Origin of the sequence: Streptomyces sp. NPDC088400 (assembly GCF_044753355.1) — a bacterium.
Taxonomy (GTDB): domain Bacteria; phylum Actinomycetota; class Actinomycetes; order Streptomycetales; family Streptomycetaceae; genus Streptomyces.
This window is the reverse complement of the sequence record NZ_JBIVMZ010000003.1, coordinates 81,693-97,431: the sequence shown is the minus strand read 5'-3', so window position 1 is coordinate 97,431 and position 15,739 is coordinate 81,693. Positions and strand designations below refer to the sequence as shown.

Genomic DNA, 15,739 nt, shown 5'->3' with positions numbered 1-15,739 from the left:
CTTGACGGGCAAACATTGCCGGTCGCGGCACTGGACCGAAGCGAGCCACTACCGTCTCGCCCCCGTACCGGGCACCGCCAATTCCTAGGAACTTGTGCGGGATTCGAGATCGCGTCGGGTGTCGTCGCCGTAGACTCCGGTCTCGTCCCCACGGATGCCGTACCAGAGCTGGAAACGGCCGACGGCTTCGGTCAGGGAGGTGTCGTACGTACCGCTCACGCTGCCGCCCTCGTACACGTTGGGGATACGCAGCAGCCGCTCCTGGAGGTCGCTCACCTGCGGGCCGCTGTCTCCCTGCTGCAGTACGCCGGGGTCGGCGGCCGGGGGCGCCGGTTCGGCCGGAATGCCGGGATCGGCCGGGGCGGTGCTCGCGGTCGGCGCGGGTGTCGGTGCCGAGGCCTGTGACCGGTCTTCCGTACCGCTCCAGGTGATCAGCAGCGCGATGCCGAAGCCCATGGCTCCCGCGGTGCCCAGTGCGGCGAGGAGGGCGACCTTGCGGTTACGTGGCCATCGGTCGGTGGGCGTGGTCCACCCGGTGCCGTGCTCCGTGGACGGGACGGGCGGTAACTCGTCGGTGTCCTCGGAGTCCTGCGATGTCTCCGGGGCCGTGGCTGTCGTGCCGGGCGTCGTGACCCGCTCCCAGCCCTCGCCCCGGCCGTCCTCGACCGATCCGGGCCGGCTCTCGTCGGGCCGGAAGAGTTCGTCGAAGTCCGACAGGGGGCGTGGTCGCCGCCGGCGCATGACATGGGTCGGTTCGAGCACTGTACGTCGTGTCGGCTGTCTGCGATCGGATGATCCCGTCACCGAGCCGCCTCCTTCTCCTGACGTCTGCCCCGTCTGTCCGCCCGCCACGGGACGCTACCTTGGTCCCGCCGGTCACGGGGGTGAATGGGCGTAAGTACCTTGCCCGGTACGGGTGGTGGCCGACTCCCGACTCCGCCGGTTCTGCTTCTGGGCCTCCGTTGTCCTCAACCGGTAGGGGAACGCGCCGACATGGCGTCAACCAGGCCCCGGAGCACACTCGGGCCACGCCCGGACCGATCCGTCCGCGCTTCGCCGCGTGGTGACCGGCGCCTCACTCACCGCGCGTTGTGGCAGTCGAGGGTGAGCCGATCCGCCCGGCGGGTTACGGTGCTGGTGTGATGATCACAGGGGAGGACACCGTATCGGGGACCGCGCTGCTGCTCGCGGCCGCTCCGGCAGGCAAAGGGTGTCTCATCGACGCAGCGTCTGCACTACCCGCGCTCGCGGCGGTTTCCCCGAGCACGCTGACGGGCACGGCCGCAGCGACCGTGATCGAACTCGCCGATCCGCTCGCCCCGCAGACCGTACTCACCCGTATCCGGGCCGCGGCCGCCACGGCCGGGCCCCTGTCCCTCTACATCGCGGGACAACTCCATCTGGACCACAAGCAGCGCCTGGTCCACCTCGCGCTGGCCCGTACGACCCCCACCACCCTGCGCTACACGGGCCTGCCGTGGCACTGGCTGACCGGTGAACTCAAGCTGCGCCGTCCGGGCACCACCACGGTCGTCGTGGACCTGGTGGCGGACGCGGAAGCCTGGGAGCAGCTGGGCGTGGAAGGTCTGGCGCTCGGCTACGGCACCCGTCTGTACGGGCGCGTGGCGCCGCCACCGCCGCGCCGTACGATCATCGCTCCCGCCTACCTGAACGCGTACGCGGCGATTTGGCGCAGCGGGGCACAGCCGCCGCTCGCCCAACTGCACCAGCAGGCCGCCACCCGTGCCGGAACCGAGGGTGCGCTGCTCCTCGCCGTCGACGCTCCACCCGCGCTCACGGCTCCGGTTGAGGACGGTGCGCGGACTGTCCAGCGAGCGGCGCCCGTTCAGGGGGGCGCGGCGAGCGGCTGGCAGCCGGTGTCCGAGGGCCGTCCGGTATTCGGCGAGAGCCGCGCTGCGTCGGCCTCGACCCCCGCGTCCGCCTCGCCCCCCGCGCCCGGCGGGGCTCCCGCGCCCGGTTCCGAACCCGAGCGCCACGACCGTACTCCCGCCCCGCCGCCGCCTGGCTCGCACGCCCCCGTCACCGCCGAACTGCCCGCGGACGACCCGCATCCCGCGATCCTGGCCGCCGCCCGTGCCGGGCGCCACACCGAGGCCGCCACGATCGCCGCCATGTGGGAGAGCGAGACCCTCCGTATGTACGGGCCCGGCTCGACGCAGGCGATCCACTGGCTGGAAGTACGCGCCGACCTGGCCCGCCTCGCTCAGGACGCGGCCCGCAGCTGCGAGTTGTGGACGGCCGCGGCCGAAGCCCGCCTGGCGCGCCGACAGCCCCCGGGTGACGAGGAGGTCGAAGCCGCGGCCGATCGCGCCCACCACCAGTGGGAGCAGATCGACGACCAGGCGCGGGCGGGCCTCCTGGCACCCGCACTCGTCGCGCTGCGCCGTCAGGTGCCCGGCCGCCGGCCCGGAGCGCTCCAGGCGATCGAGCGGCGGCTGGAGAACCTGCCCTCGGCGCATGGGAAATTCACAGCTTTCTAGGGGCGCGAATACTCCTGCGGAGCGGGACACTTCGCCGGGGACGGTGGCGCGTGTCGGTGAGGTGAGCGTGCTCGCAAGCCGACGCGCGCGCCTGTCCCGCTCGGCTCGTCTCCGCACCGGCTCATCTCCCCAGGAGTGAACTCTCACGATGCGAACCCCCACACGAACCCTCACGCGAACCCCGGTACGAAGACTGATCGGCGTCCTCGCCGCCGGAACGCTCGCGCTCACCGGCCTCGCCACCACCGGCGCCGCATCCTCCGCTGCCACACCCGCCTCTGGCGCGCTCGCCTCTGGCGACGCTGCCGCAGTCGCCCCCGAATCCGGCTCGTTCAATGTCCTCACGTACAACATCGCCGGACTCCCGCTCGGTCTCGGCGACGGCAACCCCGAGGTCAACACCCCGCTCATCGGGCAGCGACTGGGCTCGTACGACATCATCAACGTTCAGGAGGACTTCAACTACCACGCATCGCTCTACGCCAACGACACCCACCCGTACCGCACGGCCACCAGCGGCGGCGCCGGGTTCGGTGACGGCCTCAACACCCTGTCGGACTACGCCTTCGACGACTTCGAGCGAGGCGACTGGAGGGACTGCACCAACGCCGACTGCCTCACCCCGAAGGGCTTCTCGCTCGCCCGCGTCCGGATCGCCGAAGGCGTCTTCGTGGATCTGTACAACGTCCACACCAACGCCGACACCACGGACGCCGCGCTGGCCGCCCGCCGGGCCAACATCGAGCAGCTGTCGGACTTCATCCAGGCGTACAGCGCCGGCAACGCGGTCATCGTGATGGGCGACACGAACACCCGGTACACCCGCACGGGCGACAACATCCGCACCCTCACGAGCGAGAACGGCCTCACCGACGCCTGGGTGCGGCTGGTCAGGGGCGGTTCGGCGCCGGCCGCCGGCAGTGACGCGCTGGTCTGCGACGAGACGGCCCCCACCAACACCTGCGAGGTCGTCGACAAAGTCCTCTACCGCGGCGGCCCGTTGGTGAACCTCAACGCCACCCGCTACAACAACGAGTGGCGTTCCTTCCTGGACTCCAGCGGCGAACACCTCTCCGACCACTACCCCCACACCGTCGACTTCTCCTGGTCGCTGCCCGCGAACCGCCGCGCCAGCGACACCTTCGGCGGCCCGCACGGCACCGCCTTCAACGACGGCGACAACCTTCCCGCCACCCCGGCGCCCCGCACGCTCACGCTGCGTGGCGGCTCCCGGCTCGACGCGCTCTCCCTCACGCTCGACGGCGGTACGGTCCTCGGCCACGGCGGTACGGGCGGTACGGCCGCCTCGCTCACCCTGGCCTCCGGTGAGCATCTGACCTCGGTCAAGCTGACGCGAGGTCAGAAGGACGGGGAGACCCGGGTGTTCTCCGCCGCGTTCACGACGGACGCGGGGCGCACCCTGGCGTCCGGCAGCGCCACCTCGGACGCGGTCACTCTTACGGCGCCGGCCGGCTGGCAGATTGTCGGCTTCACCGGCCGCTCGGGCGACGAGATCGACAAGCTCGGGGTCATCTACGCGCCGAAGTAGTCGTCGGCAAGCGTCAGTAGCCGTCGTCCCGGTCGAACAATGGGGCCGAGGAGATTCGAACGCGGCAGGAGACGGCGGGCGTTCGCCGTTATCCGAGGCCGGTCGGCCGGGACGTCGGCGCGAGCGGAGTACGCGTGTGGGGCCCTGTGGCCGGTAAGCGGTTGCCGGGTTCTGGGGACCGGATCGGTGTCCTGTACAGGGGTGTCACGGCACGGGCACCGAGGGATGGTTACGCTCATCAGATGATGGTTACGGACATGTCCGTGTTCAGTAACTCGGTCTCGTTCGCCCGGTGATGGGCACGGGAGCGGGCCAAGGTGGTGGCCTCGGCATCCCGCCGGGGAAAACCTGTTTCGCGCACCGGCTCCGGTCGGAATCGGTGCGCCTATGGAGGGGACACCATGTCTGCTTCTCGTACCGCTCGCCGACTTGTCGCCGGCCTGCTGGCATCCGGCGCTCTGATCGGCGCGGCGGCCCTGCCGGCCTCGGCGGACGACGGCCACGGGCACCGCCCGCCGGCCCCGCGTTCCTCCGTCTCTCTCGGCGAGATCCAGTACGACAGCCCCGGCAGGGAAGACCACTCCAACCGCAGCCTGAACGCGGAATGGGTGGAGGTCGTCAACACTGGTCGCGGCGCTGTGGAACTGAAGGGCTGGACGCTCTCCGACAGCGACGGCAACCGCTACCGCTTCAAGGGCCTGCGGCTGGCCGGCCACTCCACCGTCCGCGTCCACACCGGGCACGGCCGTGACACCCGCCGCGACGTCTACCAGGACCGCCGCGAGTATGTCTGGGGCAACAAGGGAGACAGCGCCACGCTCCGTAACGAGCACGGCCGCACCGTCGACTCCGAGTCCTGGGGCCGCCACCACGGTGGCCGCCACTGACCTGCGCTGACCTGACGCCCCTCGGCCCCTCGCGCGACCGGGACACGGGGATGTGACCGCACCACACGGCGTGCCACGGCCAACCAGCCGTGGCACGCCGTGCCCATGGTGGGGGAGGGGCGGCGAACAGCGATAATCGTGCGGTGAACACATCCGCGCGGGGATGGGGGCGCGCTGAGCGCCTCGACGCAGACCGGCTGGCAGACGGCCTGTACGCCGAAACCGGTGTCCGGCTGGTGGTGGAAGGCCCGTGCCCCGGCGGTCAGGTCGGTGCGGCCTACGTACGGTGGCCGGACGGCCACCGGTCCGTGCTGAAATGGCGGCCGCACACGAAGCTCGCCGATTTCCGGGCAGGGCCCCTGGCGGTCTCCGAGGTTCTTCGCAACGCGGGATATCCCTGCCCCGCGACGGAGTTGGCGGCGCAGGTCCAGCACGCGGTGGTCCTGGTCCAGGAACTGCTGCCCGGTGCGAAGACCGATCGGCTGGATCACGACGGTCTCACCCGGGCGCTCGCCCTCAACCAGGAGCAGGCTGGCCGGCTGGCCGACCGGCCGGACATCCCGCGGCTGGACCTGTATCTGCGCGAGGACGGCCCCGGCTACTGCCTCCACGAGCCACTGCGCCGCCACAACCTCCGTACCGCCGCCCTGGAACGCAGGGTCAGCGCGGCCGGATCCGACCACCCCGAACCGATGGCCGGGAACGACGCCGTCCATCAGGACTTTCACCCCGGCAACATGCTGGCCGTCGACGGTGCGATCACCGGCGTCATCGACTGGGACGGGGCCGGCCGGGGGGATCGCCGCTTCGACCTGGTCACTCTGCGCTTCGGCCTGCACACGCAGGAGTCCGCCCCGGGTGTGACGAACCGGCTCGACGAGATCCTGGACCGTATGCCCGACGATGTTCTGCGCCCTCTGTGGGCGCATATGAGTCTGCGCATGGTGGACTGGGCCATCAGACACTTCACCCCGGCCGAGGTGGAACACTGGCTCGACCTCGCCGAGCGGCGCGCCTGGTGACCCGTCGCCGGTGCGTACCATGTCGGTCTGCGCATCCCGGTGTCCCGCCCTTCCGGACGTGCCCGAACCCCGTGACGCCAGGCCCCTGATGCCAGGCCAGGGAGCCCGACGATGCCTCCCGAGTCGTTCGTCCGTCTTGGCGAACGCCGCTTCGCCTACCTGGACTTCGGCGGCCCCGGCCCTGTCCTGCTCGCCCTGCACGGCCACTTCGGTCGTGCCCGGACCTTCGCCCCGCCGGCCGAGGCCCTGGCCGGGCGATACCGCGTTGTCGCGCTCGACCAGCGGGCCCACGGACTCTCGGACAGGGGCGGCGACCTCACTGCCCAGGCGTACGTCACCGACGCGGCCGACCTGCTGCGCACTCTCGGTCTCGCCCGGCCGCCGTCCTGGGGCACTCGATGGGAGGTACCACCGCCCACCTCCTCGCCCGGCGCCACCCCGAACTCATTACCGCACTTGTCGTCGCCGATACGACCGTACTCAACGAGGAGCCCGAGACACACCCTGTTCTGGACGTCCCGGCCCGGCGGATGGCGCGTGCGAGGCCGGGCACCGAGCTGACGGAACTTCCCTCTTGCGGGCACTGGCTCCACCAGGACGACCCGGACGGGTTCGCCCGGGCCGTCGGCTGATTCCTGGACCGGCCCCTCGCGCCCGCGACTCGCCGCCGCCCTGCCCGATGACCCGGCCGTCGCGTACGGCATCCTCTGCTGGACGAGTAGAACCGGCCCGCGGCGATAGATCGACCCGTCGGCCCGGGAGCCGTGACGACAGAGGAACCGGAACCTGATGACTGACCACAACGCTGACCTCGTGGCCTTCGTACGGGCACGTCTTGACGAGGAGGAACAGATCGCCCGAGCTGCCGGGGGAGACTCCTGGCGATGCCCGCCCGAGCTGCCGGGCGAAGTCCACGACCGTACCGGCGGCGTCTCCTTCAGCGTGCGGACGCAGGGCTACGACGGGCACATCGCCCGTCAGGACCCCGCGAACACACTGCGCCGGATCGAGACGACCAGGGTCCTCCTCGACGAGTACGAGGAGGTGTCCGAGCTGGACACCGACCGTCCGGTACACGACTTCCCGTCCGGCCGCGCCGTCGGCCTCGGCTTCGTCGTCCGGCAGATGGCCGCCGAACACGCGGGCCACCCCGGCTACCAGGTGAAGTGGCTGCCCAGATTCGCGCGATGACGCGAGCGCCGGTCCCGTATACTCCCGTCGGCTCCCCGTCCCCGAGAGGGGCGTGGAGCCGACGGGGCGGGAGCCACGCGAGCCCCCGCCACAACAGCGCTGCTACGGGTGGAACAGCTGCTCCGCGCAGCACGGTTCACGGCGCAGCTCCCGGCTCACGCCCAGCCAGTCCGTACGGGCCACGGCGCGTCTTTCCGCCGCTCCGGTGGCGAACTCTCCCACCAGAGCGTCCTGTTGGTACACGATGCCGTCGCGCATCACCCAGGACGTGCGCACCAGGTCCTTGAAATCCTGGAACGGGTTCCCGTCGATGACCGTCAGGTCGGCGAGTTTGCCCGGCTCCACGGTGCCGAGGTCGTCACCCACCCCGAACAGCCGCGCCGGAACCACGGTCGCCGTGCGCAGCGCCTCGGCCGGCGAGAGACCACCGGCGTAGTGCAGGGCCCGCAGACCGAGATGGACGGAGAGGCCGGTGGGGCTCAGCGGCGCGTCCGTGCCCATCGCCAGTGTGCCGCCGTCGGCCAGGATCTTCCGGTAGACGGCCATCTCGTTGTCCAGCGCGAGGGTCTCCACGGCGGTCGGCGGCTTCGCGGCCTGGCTCGTGACCAGAGCGGCGTCCCACGGCGCCATGAGCGTGGTCACCCGGGGATCCTCGGCCAGTGAGGGATCGGCGCCGATCAGAGGGGAGGCGGTGAAGGTCGTGATGACGAGCTTGAAGGCGCCGCCCCGGTACGTCTCGTGGACATCCTGGTACGTGTGGCCCGTCGGTGAGAGCGCGCGCCCGTACTCCGACCGCTGGGTCGCCTGGAGATGGGTCGTCAGATCCTGGCCGGCATCGACGCCCGGGGACAGAAGATGGCTCCCCGACAGCACGCCCAGCCGCTCGTGGGCGGTGCGGGCGGCCTCCCGCATGATCCAGGCCGGGGCACGGACATAGGTCTTGACGAAGTCGTAGTCGAGCGCGACCGCCCGCTCCAGGGAACGCCGTACACCGTCCCGGGTCCGGTGGGCCCGGCCCATGCTGTACGCGACCCGGCTGCCGTCGATCAGCTCGCCGGTGGCGAACAGCCGGGGCCCGGCGAGCCCGCCGTCGGCCACGGACTCCCTGATCCGTACGGCCTCGTGGGCGAAGCCGCCCAGCGAGACGTTGGTGGTGACACCGTAGGCGAGCATCAGGCTCGTCTGCCGTCCCCCGTACGTGTACTGCCACGGGTGGGTGTGGGAGTCCCACAGCCCCGGAACGACCGTGGACCCGGAGGCGTCGATGAGCTTCTCCCCGGAGCGCCCCGCGCCCGTACGGTGCGGTTCCACGGCCCGGACACGGTTGCCGCCGATGACGATATCGACGTCCTCGCGCACCGTCTCGCCGGTGCCGTCCCACAGCCGTCCCGCGTGGACCCGGGTGACGTCGGAGCGGGCCGGCAGACGACGGGAGTACTCCAGGGGGACTCTCACCGCGCGCCGTCCGCCGCCGTCCCGGCGGATCAGCCGCAGTTGTCCGCTCGACAGGTAGAGCAGCGTGCGGGAATCACCCGACCAGGAGGGATGGTCCGCCGCCTCGTCGGTGATGCGCCGCGGCTCCCCGGCGGGCGTGCCGTCGGATCCGACCGGCATCACCCACAGCGCGGACTCCATGATGAACGCCATGTGCGAGCCGTCCGGCGACCACACCGGGCCGGCGTTGCCGCGATCGGACAACGACGCGTGCGGCAGGGGCTGGTGAGCGGTCCACTCGCCGTTGGTGGTGTCGATCACCCGGATGATGTTGTAGCCCTCGCGGAACCGCTGGTTGAGGCGGTTACGGTCACAGATCGCGATGTACCGGCCGTCGGGAGACCAACTGGGCTTCCCCGGAAGGCCGTTCGCTCCCAGCGGGGTGGCGAGCTTCTTCTCCTGGCCCGTGGCTAGGTCACGGATGATCAGGTTTCCGGTCGAGTCCTGGCAGGCGAGCCGCGTCTGGTCGGGGGAGAGCTCCGGGTTGAGACGTCCGCCGGTCGCCAGCACCTGTTCGTCACCGTTGTCGATCCAGTGGCGGCGCACACCGATCAGACCGTCCCCGCGGTCGTCGCCCCGGCCACGGCCTTCACCTTCACGGCCCTTGCCCCCGAAGCGGCCGCCGCCGTCGTACGCGTAGAGAACGCTCCGCCCGTCCGGTGCCCACGACGGCATCTGGACATAGGCGGAGGCAACCGCCCGCACCAGCCTGCGGGGGCGGCCACCGATCGGCATCACCCACAGGGAGTTGAGCGCGGTGAACGCGACCGATCGCCCGTCCGGGGAGAGCGCCGGAAGATGAATCCCCCGCACCGGGCGGGCGGCGGTCGAGTCGAAGTCGTACGTCTTGCGTGAAAAGCGCGGTTCGGGCACGTTCAGCGAAGCGGAGAAGGGAATCTCCCGCGCTCGGGACCCCGACGACTTCTCTCCCGGACGCCGGGCCCGTAACCGGCCGTCCGCCAGGTAGAGAAGCGTGCCGTCGGAAGTCCAGCACGGCGGCAGCGGGGAGACGTCCTCGCCATCGGTGACGGGCGCGCCGTCCAGCAGCACCGTGACGCTCGGCGCCTTCGCGCCCTGCGCGGCGGTCACCTGGACACAGGCAACCCGGCCGTCGGAGGACACCGCGGGGCCGACCAACGTCCCCGTATCCACGGTCCGTTCGACCGTCACCGCACCGCCCCCGGCCGGGACCGAGGCGATCGTACGGCCGCCCGCGCTCCCGGCCCTCACGAACAGCACCCTGTCGCCGTCCGGATGCCAGGTCGGGTCGTAGTCCTCGACGCCCGAGTCGTCGGTGAGCCGGACCAGTTCACCGGAACGTATGTCCACCGTCCAGATGGTGTACGAACTGCCGGCCGTGGGGTCCCCGCCGCGCTCGGAGGAGAAGGCGATACGCGTACCGTCCGGCGACCAGGCGGCACCTCGGTCGTCCCAGGGACCGGAGGTCACCTGGCGCAGCCGGGAGCCGTCCGGCGCCATGGTCCACAGATGGAAGCCGCCGCCCTTGTAGGCGCACACGGCGATCGAGGAGCCGTCCGGGGACCAGGTCGGCCGGGTCGGTTCCAGGTCGGGGGTGGTCAGCGCGGTCGCGGTCCCGCCGGCGCCCGGCAGTGACCACAACACGCCCTGAACCTCGACGATCAGCCGGTCCCCGGTAGGTGAGGCGGTCACCGAGGCGTTGGTGCCGGCGGTGAACGTCAGCTCTCTGGTGTGTGTGGTGTCCGCGGACCGCTCGGGCGGTCCATGGAGCTCGGCGACCCGGTCGGAGAAGGGGGAGGCGGATGCCGGGGCCCCGGGCAGGGAGAGCGCGCCGGCGCTCACGCCCCCCAGTGCCGCGGCCCTGACAAAACCTCGACGAGACAAGCCACTGAATCGTTCCATGGAGAGAACGTATGTGTTGCTGTCCTGCGGTACCCGGACTTTGGCCGGGCCGCCCCGGACGGCACGGGCGAAGTCGGCTCCTCTTTGCCGGTGCCGGAAGACGGCGTCGGTGCGATGGTGTGTCGTGAGGTGTTTCACAGAGGGGGATGGCGCGTTGGGGGCGGGGTACACGCGGTCCCGGGACCGGAGCGCGCGGTACCGGATCGCCGGATGGGACACCGGTGTGAAAGGGTGGAAACGCAGTGAAAAAGCATCACCGGTAACCCCTGGAACAGGAGGCGGCATGTCGTCGAAGCGACGTCGTAAGAAGAAGGCACGTCGTAAGAACGGAGCCAACCACGGTAGTCGTCCTCAGTCCTGATCTGAGGACCGGACCGGACTGACCGGACTGGCCTGATCGGATCGGATCGGACTGATCGGATCGACCGGACCCGACCGGGCCCTGCCCACGGTCTCCCCGTATGTGGCGCGCTGCCGCGCGCGGACGCGGGGAGACCCTGGGTGCCGGCAGGGGAGGCGCTGGCCAGCCGTCGAGCAGGCTCAGACGGCCGCCGTGCCGATCAACCCGGCCCGTGTGACCAGGCCGCGCAGCTCTTCCTCCCCGAGACGCCCGCTGTCCGCCGGCCGCCGGGGAAGCACCATGTAGCGAGCCTCCGCGGTGGCGTCCCACACCCGGACGCGCACATCGGGGCCGGGCCGGTACCCGAACTCGGCCAGTACGGCGCGGGGTTCACGCACCACCCGGGCGCGGTAGGAGTCGCTGCGGTACCAACTCGGCGACGGCCCGAGCAGCAGCATCGGATAGCACGAACACAGCGTGCACACCACCACGTTGTGGGTGTCCTCGGTGTTCTCCACCACCCTCAGGTGTTCGTCGTCGGCGAGCAGTCCGTCCAGCCCCGCGGCCCGCAGCGCTTCCTGCGGCCGGCCGACGAGCAGCTCCCGGAAGTCCGGGTCGCACCAGGCACGGGCCACCAGCCGCGCCCCGTTGAACGGGGTCGCCTTGTACAGGTGTTCCTCCAGAATCGCGTCCAGCTGTGCGTCGGTGACCAGCCCCGCCGTCACCAGCGTCGCCTCCAGCCGCCGGACCCTGGCCGCCACCGGCAGATCGACGTGCTCTCCGCTCACGTTCTCTCCTTCTTCTCGTCGTGGGACGCCGCGCCGTCGGACCGGGAGGGCCAGGAAGCCTTCAGGGGCTCCCAGGCCGGCTCCAGATAGCACTCCCACAGATCGCACAGCACCTCGTGGGCGGGTGCGCCGGGCTGTCGCCACAGCGCGTGCGAGGTGAAGGCGATGGTGTACACACGTAGTTGCCGCACGGGTGCGGCGTTCAGTGCGATGTCGTCCGGCAGCGGCGCGGGCGGCTGGATCACCCTTACGCGGCCGGTGTGACCGCGCAGGTAGCCCGGCATCCGGGTGTGGTGCGGCGGCGCCCCGGTCCGGACACGGACACGTTGTCCGATCCGGAAGGCGCCCGCCGAACCGGTCATCCGGCCTCCAGCAGCCCGCGCTCCCGGAGAATCCGCTCGATGCCCATCACCACGCGCTCGTAGTAGGAGGCGGCCAGGAAGTCGTGGGGCGCCGCCCGTTCCTCGGCATCGCGCAACTCCGAGGCCGAGCAGACCCCGTTGATCCCCAGAGCGATGACCAGGGCCCAGATACGGGCCTGCCAGTCGGCCTCCCAGGCGGTCCGGCCGTCCGGCCCGTACGCCTGCGCCACCGGTGCCACCGATGTCTCGTCGATTCCGGTCAGCGGTCCGAATCCCTGGACGCCGCCGATGTCGTTCAACCGGGTCATAACCACTCCTGCCGAGTCATGGGCATTCCTCCTCGTAGCCGTCCGTAACTGTCGAGCAACCGTCGGCGATCACATGCTGTCCGTGCGGCTTCGGTGCGTACATCACGGTCGGGACCGTGCTCTCCTCGTGTGAGAGACCGAAGTGTCGTCGGCGCGCGTACCGAAGTGTGGACCGGGAGGTCTTGCCGGAGCGGTTCGTTCGGGCGGGATCGGGGACGTACGGGAGGGAGTCCGGGCTCGGAGACGTACGGGGAGGGAGCCGTCAGGCGTCCGGCACCGTGAGTGTGGTGATGCGTTGGGCGCCCTCGGTGGAGCCCGGGTGAGCACTGGTCAGGTCCAGCCGGAGCCGCGAGCCGGTGACACGGTCGAAGGCGATCACCGTCGGTGCGCCGGAGGCGGTGGCCCAGGTGACGGTCTGGTTCCGTACGGCGACGAACCGGTCCCCGTCCCAGTAGGAGGCCCGGACCGAGGCGGGCAGGGTGTGGGTCGCGTCGACCGTGAAGGAGACCTCGGCGGTGTCGAAGGTACGAGGGCCCGCCCAGGTCACCGATACCCAGTCGGCGGGCCGGGCGCCGTCGAAGGCGGGGAGCAGGGCGGTGGCGGTCTTGACGTAGGCGTTCGACCAGCCGGTGCCGGGGTCGCCGTCGAGCATGGCGGCGGGCAGGGTGTCCGGTGCTCCGGAGTAACTGGCGTCGGCCCGGGGGTGGTCCGGCGAGCCGGCGCCCGGATCGGGGGCGACGGGCACGGGCCGAACCGTCGACGGTCTGCGCACCGGTGTGGCGCGGACAGTGGTGGTGGCGGGGCGCAGCCCGGCCGCGGTCGCGGTGAGTGTGATGGTCCCGGGGTCGGAGCCGGAGCGGACGACGGCCAGGGCCTTGCCGCGAAAGGCGCTCCGGGTGCTTGCCTGGTACCGCTCGGCGCTCTCCTGGCGCCCGTTGTCCAGACCGGCCAGCGAACCGCCGGTGACGTCGAAGGCGATGAGGTGGTCGGCGCCGGGCACCAGGGCCCCACGCGCGTCGATGACCTCGGCGGTGACGAAGCAGAGCGCCCGGCCGTCGGCGTCCACGGTGGCGCGGTCCGGGGTGAGGCGCACGGTGTGGGCCGGGCCGGCGGTGCGCAGCACGTCGGTGGCCACCGACCGCCCGCCGCGCCGGGCCACCGCCTTCAGCACACCCGGTGCGAAAGGGACCCGCCAGGTCAGATGCAGTTTGCCGGCGCTGCCGTTGGGGCTGGTGTAACTGCCGGGATAGGGGCCGGACGTGACAGTCTTGTCGTCGCCCGTCGCCTCGGTGGTCTCCAGGTAGGTCCGGCCGTCGGTGGTCCTCTTGGTGTCGAATCTCCGTATGCCCAGGGACTTTCCGTTGAGGAACAGCTCCACGGTGTCCGCGTTGGAGTACGCCCAGACCTCGACGGTCTCGCCGCGCCGGTGGTCGGTCCAGTTCATGGGCACCAGATGCACCATCGGCTCGCTCGTCCACTGGCTCCGGAACAGGTAGTACATGTCCTTGGGGAAGCCGGCCGTGTCCACCGCGCCGAAGAACGACGCCTTCACCGGGAACACGTCGTACGGCGTGGGTTCGCCGATGTAGTCGATGCCCGTCCAGAGGAACTGCCCTGTGAAGAACCGGCGGTCGCGGTCCTTCTTCAGCGAGTACTCGCCGCTCATCGTCCAGCGGGCGAGGTTGTTGTCGTACGAGGAGGTCTCGCGCTTGCCGGGGGTGTGGTTCTCACCGGTGTTGAGGCTGCCGGGCTCCTGGTACGCCCCGCGGGTGGCGGTGGCGGCGGACGACTCGGACTCGAAGAGGAACAGATGCGGGTGACGCGCGTGCAGTGCGTCCACCGAGGCGGCCGTGTTGTAGTTCAGGCCCAGGCCGTCGAGTTTGCCCAGCATCAGGTCCGCCGGTGAGCCCACGGCGGGCAGGGCGCGGTACTTGTCCGAGCCGATCACGACCGGACGACTGGAGTCGAGCGCGCGGACGCCGTCGATGAGGCGCTGAGCCGTGGCCGGCCCGGCGGTGCTGGTGGAGTCGGTGATCTCGTTGCCGATCGACCACATGACGACGGCGGGGGAGTTGCGCGCCGCCCGGACCATCTCGGCGATGTCCGCGTCGCTGTGGGCGTCGAAGAACCGGGCGTAGTCGTAGGTGGTCTTACGGGTCTGCCAGCAGTCGAACGCCTCCACGACCATGAGGATGCCGAGCCGCTCGCAGGCCTGGATCATCTCGGGGGAGGGCGGGTTGTGCGAGGCCCTGAAGGCGTTGACGCCCATGGACTTCATGAGGGTCAGCTGACGCAGCAGGGCGTCCGTGTGGAGCGCGGAACCCAGCGCGCCCAGGTCGTGGTGGAGGTTGACGCCCTGAAGCTTGGCGTACTCGCCGTTGACGGTCAGCCCGTTCGCGGGATCGATGTCGATGTACCGGATACCGAAGGTGGTGCGGTAGGTGTCCACGATCGTGCCGCCGGACCGTAACTCGGTGTCCAGGGTGTACAGCCGCGGGCTGTCGAGGGACCACAGTGCGGGCCGGGCGACGGTCATCTCCAGGGTCGCCGTACGGGGGGCCGCCGTGGTGAGGGAGAGATCCGTACTCGCCCGCGCCACGACACGGCCGTGCGGGTCGCGGACCCTGGTGACGACGGTGACCGGCCGGGCGCCGCCGGATTCGTTCTCGACCTCCACCTGCGCGCGTACGGTGGCCCGGCCCTCGCCGATGGTCGTGACGAGGCCGGGCGTGGTCACGTACGTCCCCCAACGGCGCAGGTGCACCGGGTCCGTGACGACCAGCCGGGCGTGCCGGTAGATTCCGCTGCCGGAGTACCAGCGGCTGCTGGGCAGCCGGTTGCGTACCTCGACGGCGATGACGTCGACGGTGGTCCCGTCGGTGTGCAGCAGGTCGGTGAGGTCGTACGCGAACCCGGTGTAGCCGTAGGGGTGGTTGCCGACGAGCGTGCCGTTGCAGTACACGTTCGAGTCCATGTAGACGCCGTCGAACTCGACGGAGATCCGCCGGCCGGCGAGCGTGGGCGGCAGTGTGAACGAGGTGCGGTACCAGCCGAGGCCGCCGGGGAAGAAGCCGGTGCCGGAGGTGGTGCCGGGACCGGTGGTCGGGGTGAGCTCGACACTCCAGTCGTGCGGGATCTGGACCGGTCGCCAGCCGGAGTCGTCGTATCCGGGATCCGCCGCGTCGGCGTAGGCGCCGGTCGGATCGGTGACGCCCGCCGGATTGACGAGCGCGAACCGCCAGCCGTCGGCCAGTTCGACGGTCCTGCCCGAGGTGGCACGGGGGCGTCCGGCCGATGGGACGGACTCGGCGCTCGCGGTTCCGGGAGCGAGTGCGCCGGCCAGCGGGGCGGCGGTGCCGGCGATCAGGAACGACCTGCGGTTGACCGTCATCGCGATCCTCCTCATTGAGGCACGC

The 15,739-nt window shown here is 70.9% G+C and carries 13 protein-coding genes; 7 read left to right on the top strand and 6 right to left on the bottom strand.

Features of this window, described 5'->3' with window-relative positions:
- Positions 1-84 precede the first annotated feature (84 nt).
- The gene (locus tag ACIQD6_RS08550) at positions 85-762 is read right to left on the bottom strand and encodes a peptidoglycan-binding protein (protein ID WP_401879827.1); all 678 of its coding nucleotides are present in this window, start codon (positions 760-762) and stop codon (positions 85-87) included.
- Positions 763-1,142: 380 nt separating this feature from the next.
- Here ACIQD6_RS08550 and ACIQD6_RS08545 point away from each other — a divergent pair, with 380 nt between their 5' ends.
- The 6 genes from ACIQD6_RS08545 (at position 1,143) to ACIQD6_RS08520 (ending at position 7,150) form a co-directional block, all read left to right on the top strand.
- Positions 1,143-2,501 (top strand): hypothetical protein, encoded by a 1,359-nt coding sequence (locus ACIQD6_RS08545; RefSeq protein ID WP_401880744.1) that lies wholly within the window; start codon positions 1,143-1,145, stop codon positions 2,499-2,501.
- 148 nt (positions 2,502-2,649) lie between these two features.
- The gene (locus ACIQD6_RS08540) at positions 2,650-4,050 is read left to right on the top strand and encodes a jacalin-like lectin (protein ID WP_401879824.1); all 1,401 of its coding nucleotides are present in this window, start codon (positions 2,650-2,652) and stop codon (positions 4,048-4,050) included.
- A 401-nt stretch (positions 4,051-4,451) separates the two neighbouring features.
- Positions 4,452-4,937: a lamin tail domain-containing protein gene (locus ACIQD6_RS08535; RefSeq protein WP_401879821.1), complete on the top strand. Its 486-nt coding sequence runs from the start codon at positions 4,452-4,454 to the stop codon at positions 4,935-4,937.
- 143 nt (positions 4,938-5,080) lie between these two features.
- Entirely contained in the window at positions 5,081-5,959 is an 879-nt protein-coding gene (locus tag ACIQD6_RS08530; protein ID WP_401879819.1) for a phosphotransferase, read from the top strand.
- Between the two features lie 398 nt (positions 5,960-6,357).
- Complete coding sequence (locus tag ACIQD6_RS08525; protein WP_401879816.1) at positions 6,358-6,591, top strand: alpha/beta fold hydrolase; 234 nt, start codon at positions 6,358-6,360, stop codon at positions 6,589-6,591.
- Positions 6,592-6,748: 157 nt separating this feature from the next.
- The gene (locus tag ACIQD6_RS08520) at positions 6,749-7,150 is read left to right on the top strand and encodes a DUF6221 family protein (RefSeq protein ID WP_401879813.1); all 402 of its coding nucleotides are present in this window, start codon (positions 6,749-6,751) and stop codon (positions 7,148-7,150) included.
- Positions 7,151-7,252: 102 nt separating this feature from the next.
- Here the strand turns inward: ACIQD6_RS08520 and ACIQD6_RS08515 are convergent, their stop codons facing one another.
- Positions 7,253-10,525 (bottom strand): amidohydrolase family protein, encoded by a 3,273-nt coding sequence (locus tag ACIQD6_RS08515; protein WP_401879810.1) that lies wholly within the window; start codon positions 10,523-10,525, stop codon positions 7,253-7,255.
- A gap of 283 nt (positions 10,526-10,808) precedes the next feature.
- On the opposite strand from ACIQD6_RS08515, the gene ACIQD6_RS08510 reads away from it, so the two are divergent.
- Positions 10,809-10,886: a 50S ribosomal protein bL37 gene (locus tag ACIQD6_RS08510; protein ID WP_370443954.1), complete on the top strand. Its 78-nt coding sequence runs from the start codon at positions 10,809-10,811 to the stop codon at positions 10,884-10,886.
- 179 nt (positions 10,887-11,065) lie between these two features.
- On the opposite strand, the gene ACIQD6_RS08505 is transcribed toward ACIQD6_RS08510, so the two are convergent.
- The 4 genes from ACIQD6_RS08505 to ACIQD6_RS08490 form a co-directional block, all read right to left on the bottom strand.
- Positions 11,066-11,653 carry a nitrile hydratase subunit alpha gene (locus ACIQD6_RS08505; RefSeq protein ID WP_401879807.1) on the bottom strand — a complete coding sequence of 196 codons (588 nt, stop codon included), beginning with the start codon at positions 11,651-11,653 and terminating at the stop codon, positions 11,066-11,068.
- Positions 11,650-12,015 carry an SH3-like domain-containing protein gene (locus ACIQD6_RS08500; RefSeq protein WP_401879805.1) on the bottom strand — a complete coding sequence of 122 codons (366 nt, stop codon included), beginning with the start codon at positions 12,013-12,015 and terminating at the stop codon, positions 11,650-11,652. Before ACIQD6_RS08500 ends, ACIQD6_RS08505 begins: the two co-directional genes overlap by 4 nt.
- Positions 12,012-12,323 (bottom strand): hypothetical protein, encoded by a 312-nt coding sequence (locus ACIQD6_RS08495; RefSeq protein ID WP_401879803.1) that lies wholly within the window; start codon positions 12,321-12,323, stop codon positions 12,012-12,014. Before ACIQD6_RS08495 ends, ACIQD6_RS08500 begins: the two co-directional genes overlap by 4 nt.
- 262 nt (positions 12,324-12,585) lie before the next feature.
- Positions 12,586-15,714, bottom strand: coding sequence for a glycoside hydrolase family 2 TIM barrel-domain containing protein (locus ACIQD6_RS08490; protein WP_401879802.1), 3,129 nt, complete (start codon positions 15,712-15,714; stop codon positions 12,586-12,588).
- Positions 15,715-15,739: the final 25 nt, after the last annotated feature.

Excerpts from the sequence above, each read along its gene's own strand:
- ACIQD6_RS08545 (WP_401880744.1), top strand. The coding sequence starts at position 1,143 with ATGATCACAGGGGAGGACACCGTATCGGGGACCGCGCTGCTGCTCGCG.
- ACIQD6_RS08540 (WP_401879824.1), top strand. The coding sequence starts at position 2,650 with ATGCGAACCCCCACACGAACCCTCACGCGAACCCCGGTACGAAGACTG.
- ACIQD6_RS08535 (WP_401879821.1), top strand. The coding sequence starts at position 4,452 with ATGTCTGCTTCTCGTACCGCTCGCCGACTTGTCGCCGGCCTGCTGGCA.
- ACIQD6_RS08525 (WP_401879816.1), top strand. The coding sequence starts at position 6,358 with ATGGGAGGTACCACCGCCCACCTCCTCGCCCGGCGCCACCCCGAACTC.
- ACIQD6_RS08520 (WP_401879813.1), top strand. The coding sequence starts at position 6,749 with ATGACTGACCACAACGCTGACCTCGTGGCCTTCGTACGGGCACGTCTT.
- ACIQD6_RS08515 (WP_401879810.1), bottom strand. The coding sequence starts at position 10,525 with ATGGAACGATTCAGTGGCTTGTCTCGTCGAGGTTTTGTCAGGGCCGCG.
- ACIQD6_RS08510 (WP_370443954.1), top strand. The coding sequence starts at position 10,809 with ATGTCGTCGAAGCGACGTCGTAAGAAGAAGGCACGTCGTAAGAACGGA.
- ACIQD6_RS08500 (WP_401879805.1), bottom strand. The coding sequence starts at position 12,015 with ATGACCGGTTCGGCGGGCGCCTTCCGGATCGGACAACGTGTCCGTGTC.
- ACIQD6_RS08495 (WP_401879803.1), bottom strand. The coding sequence starts at position 12,323 with ATGACCCGGTTGAACGACATCGGCGGCGTCCAGGGATTCGGACCGCTG.
- ACIQD6_RS08490 (WP_401879802.1), bottom strand. The coding sequence starts at position 15,714 with ATGACGGTCAACCGCAGGTCGTTCCTGATCGCCGGCACCGCCGCCCCG.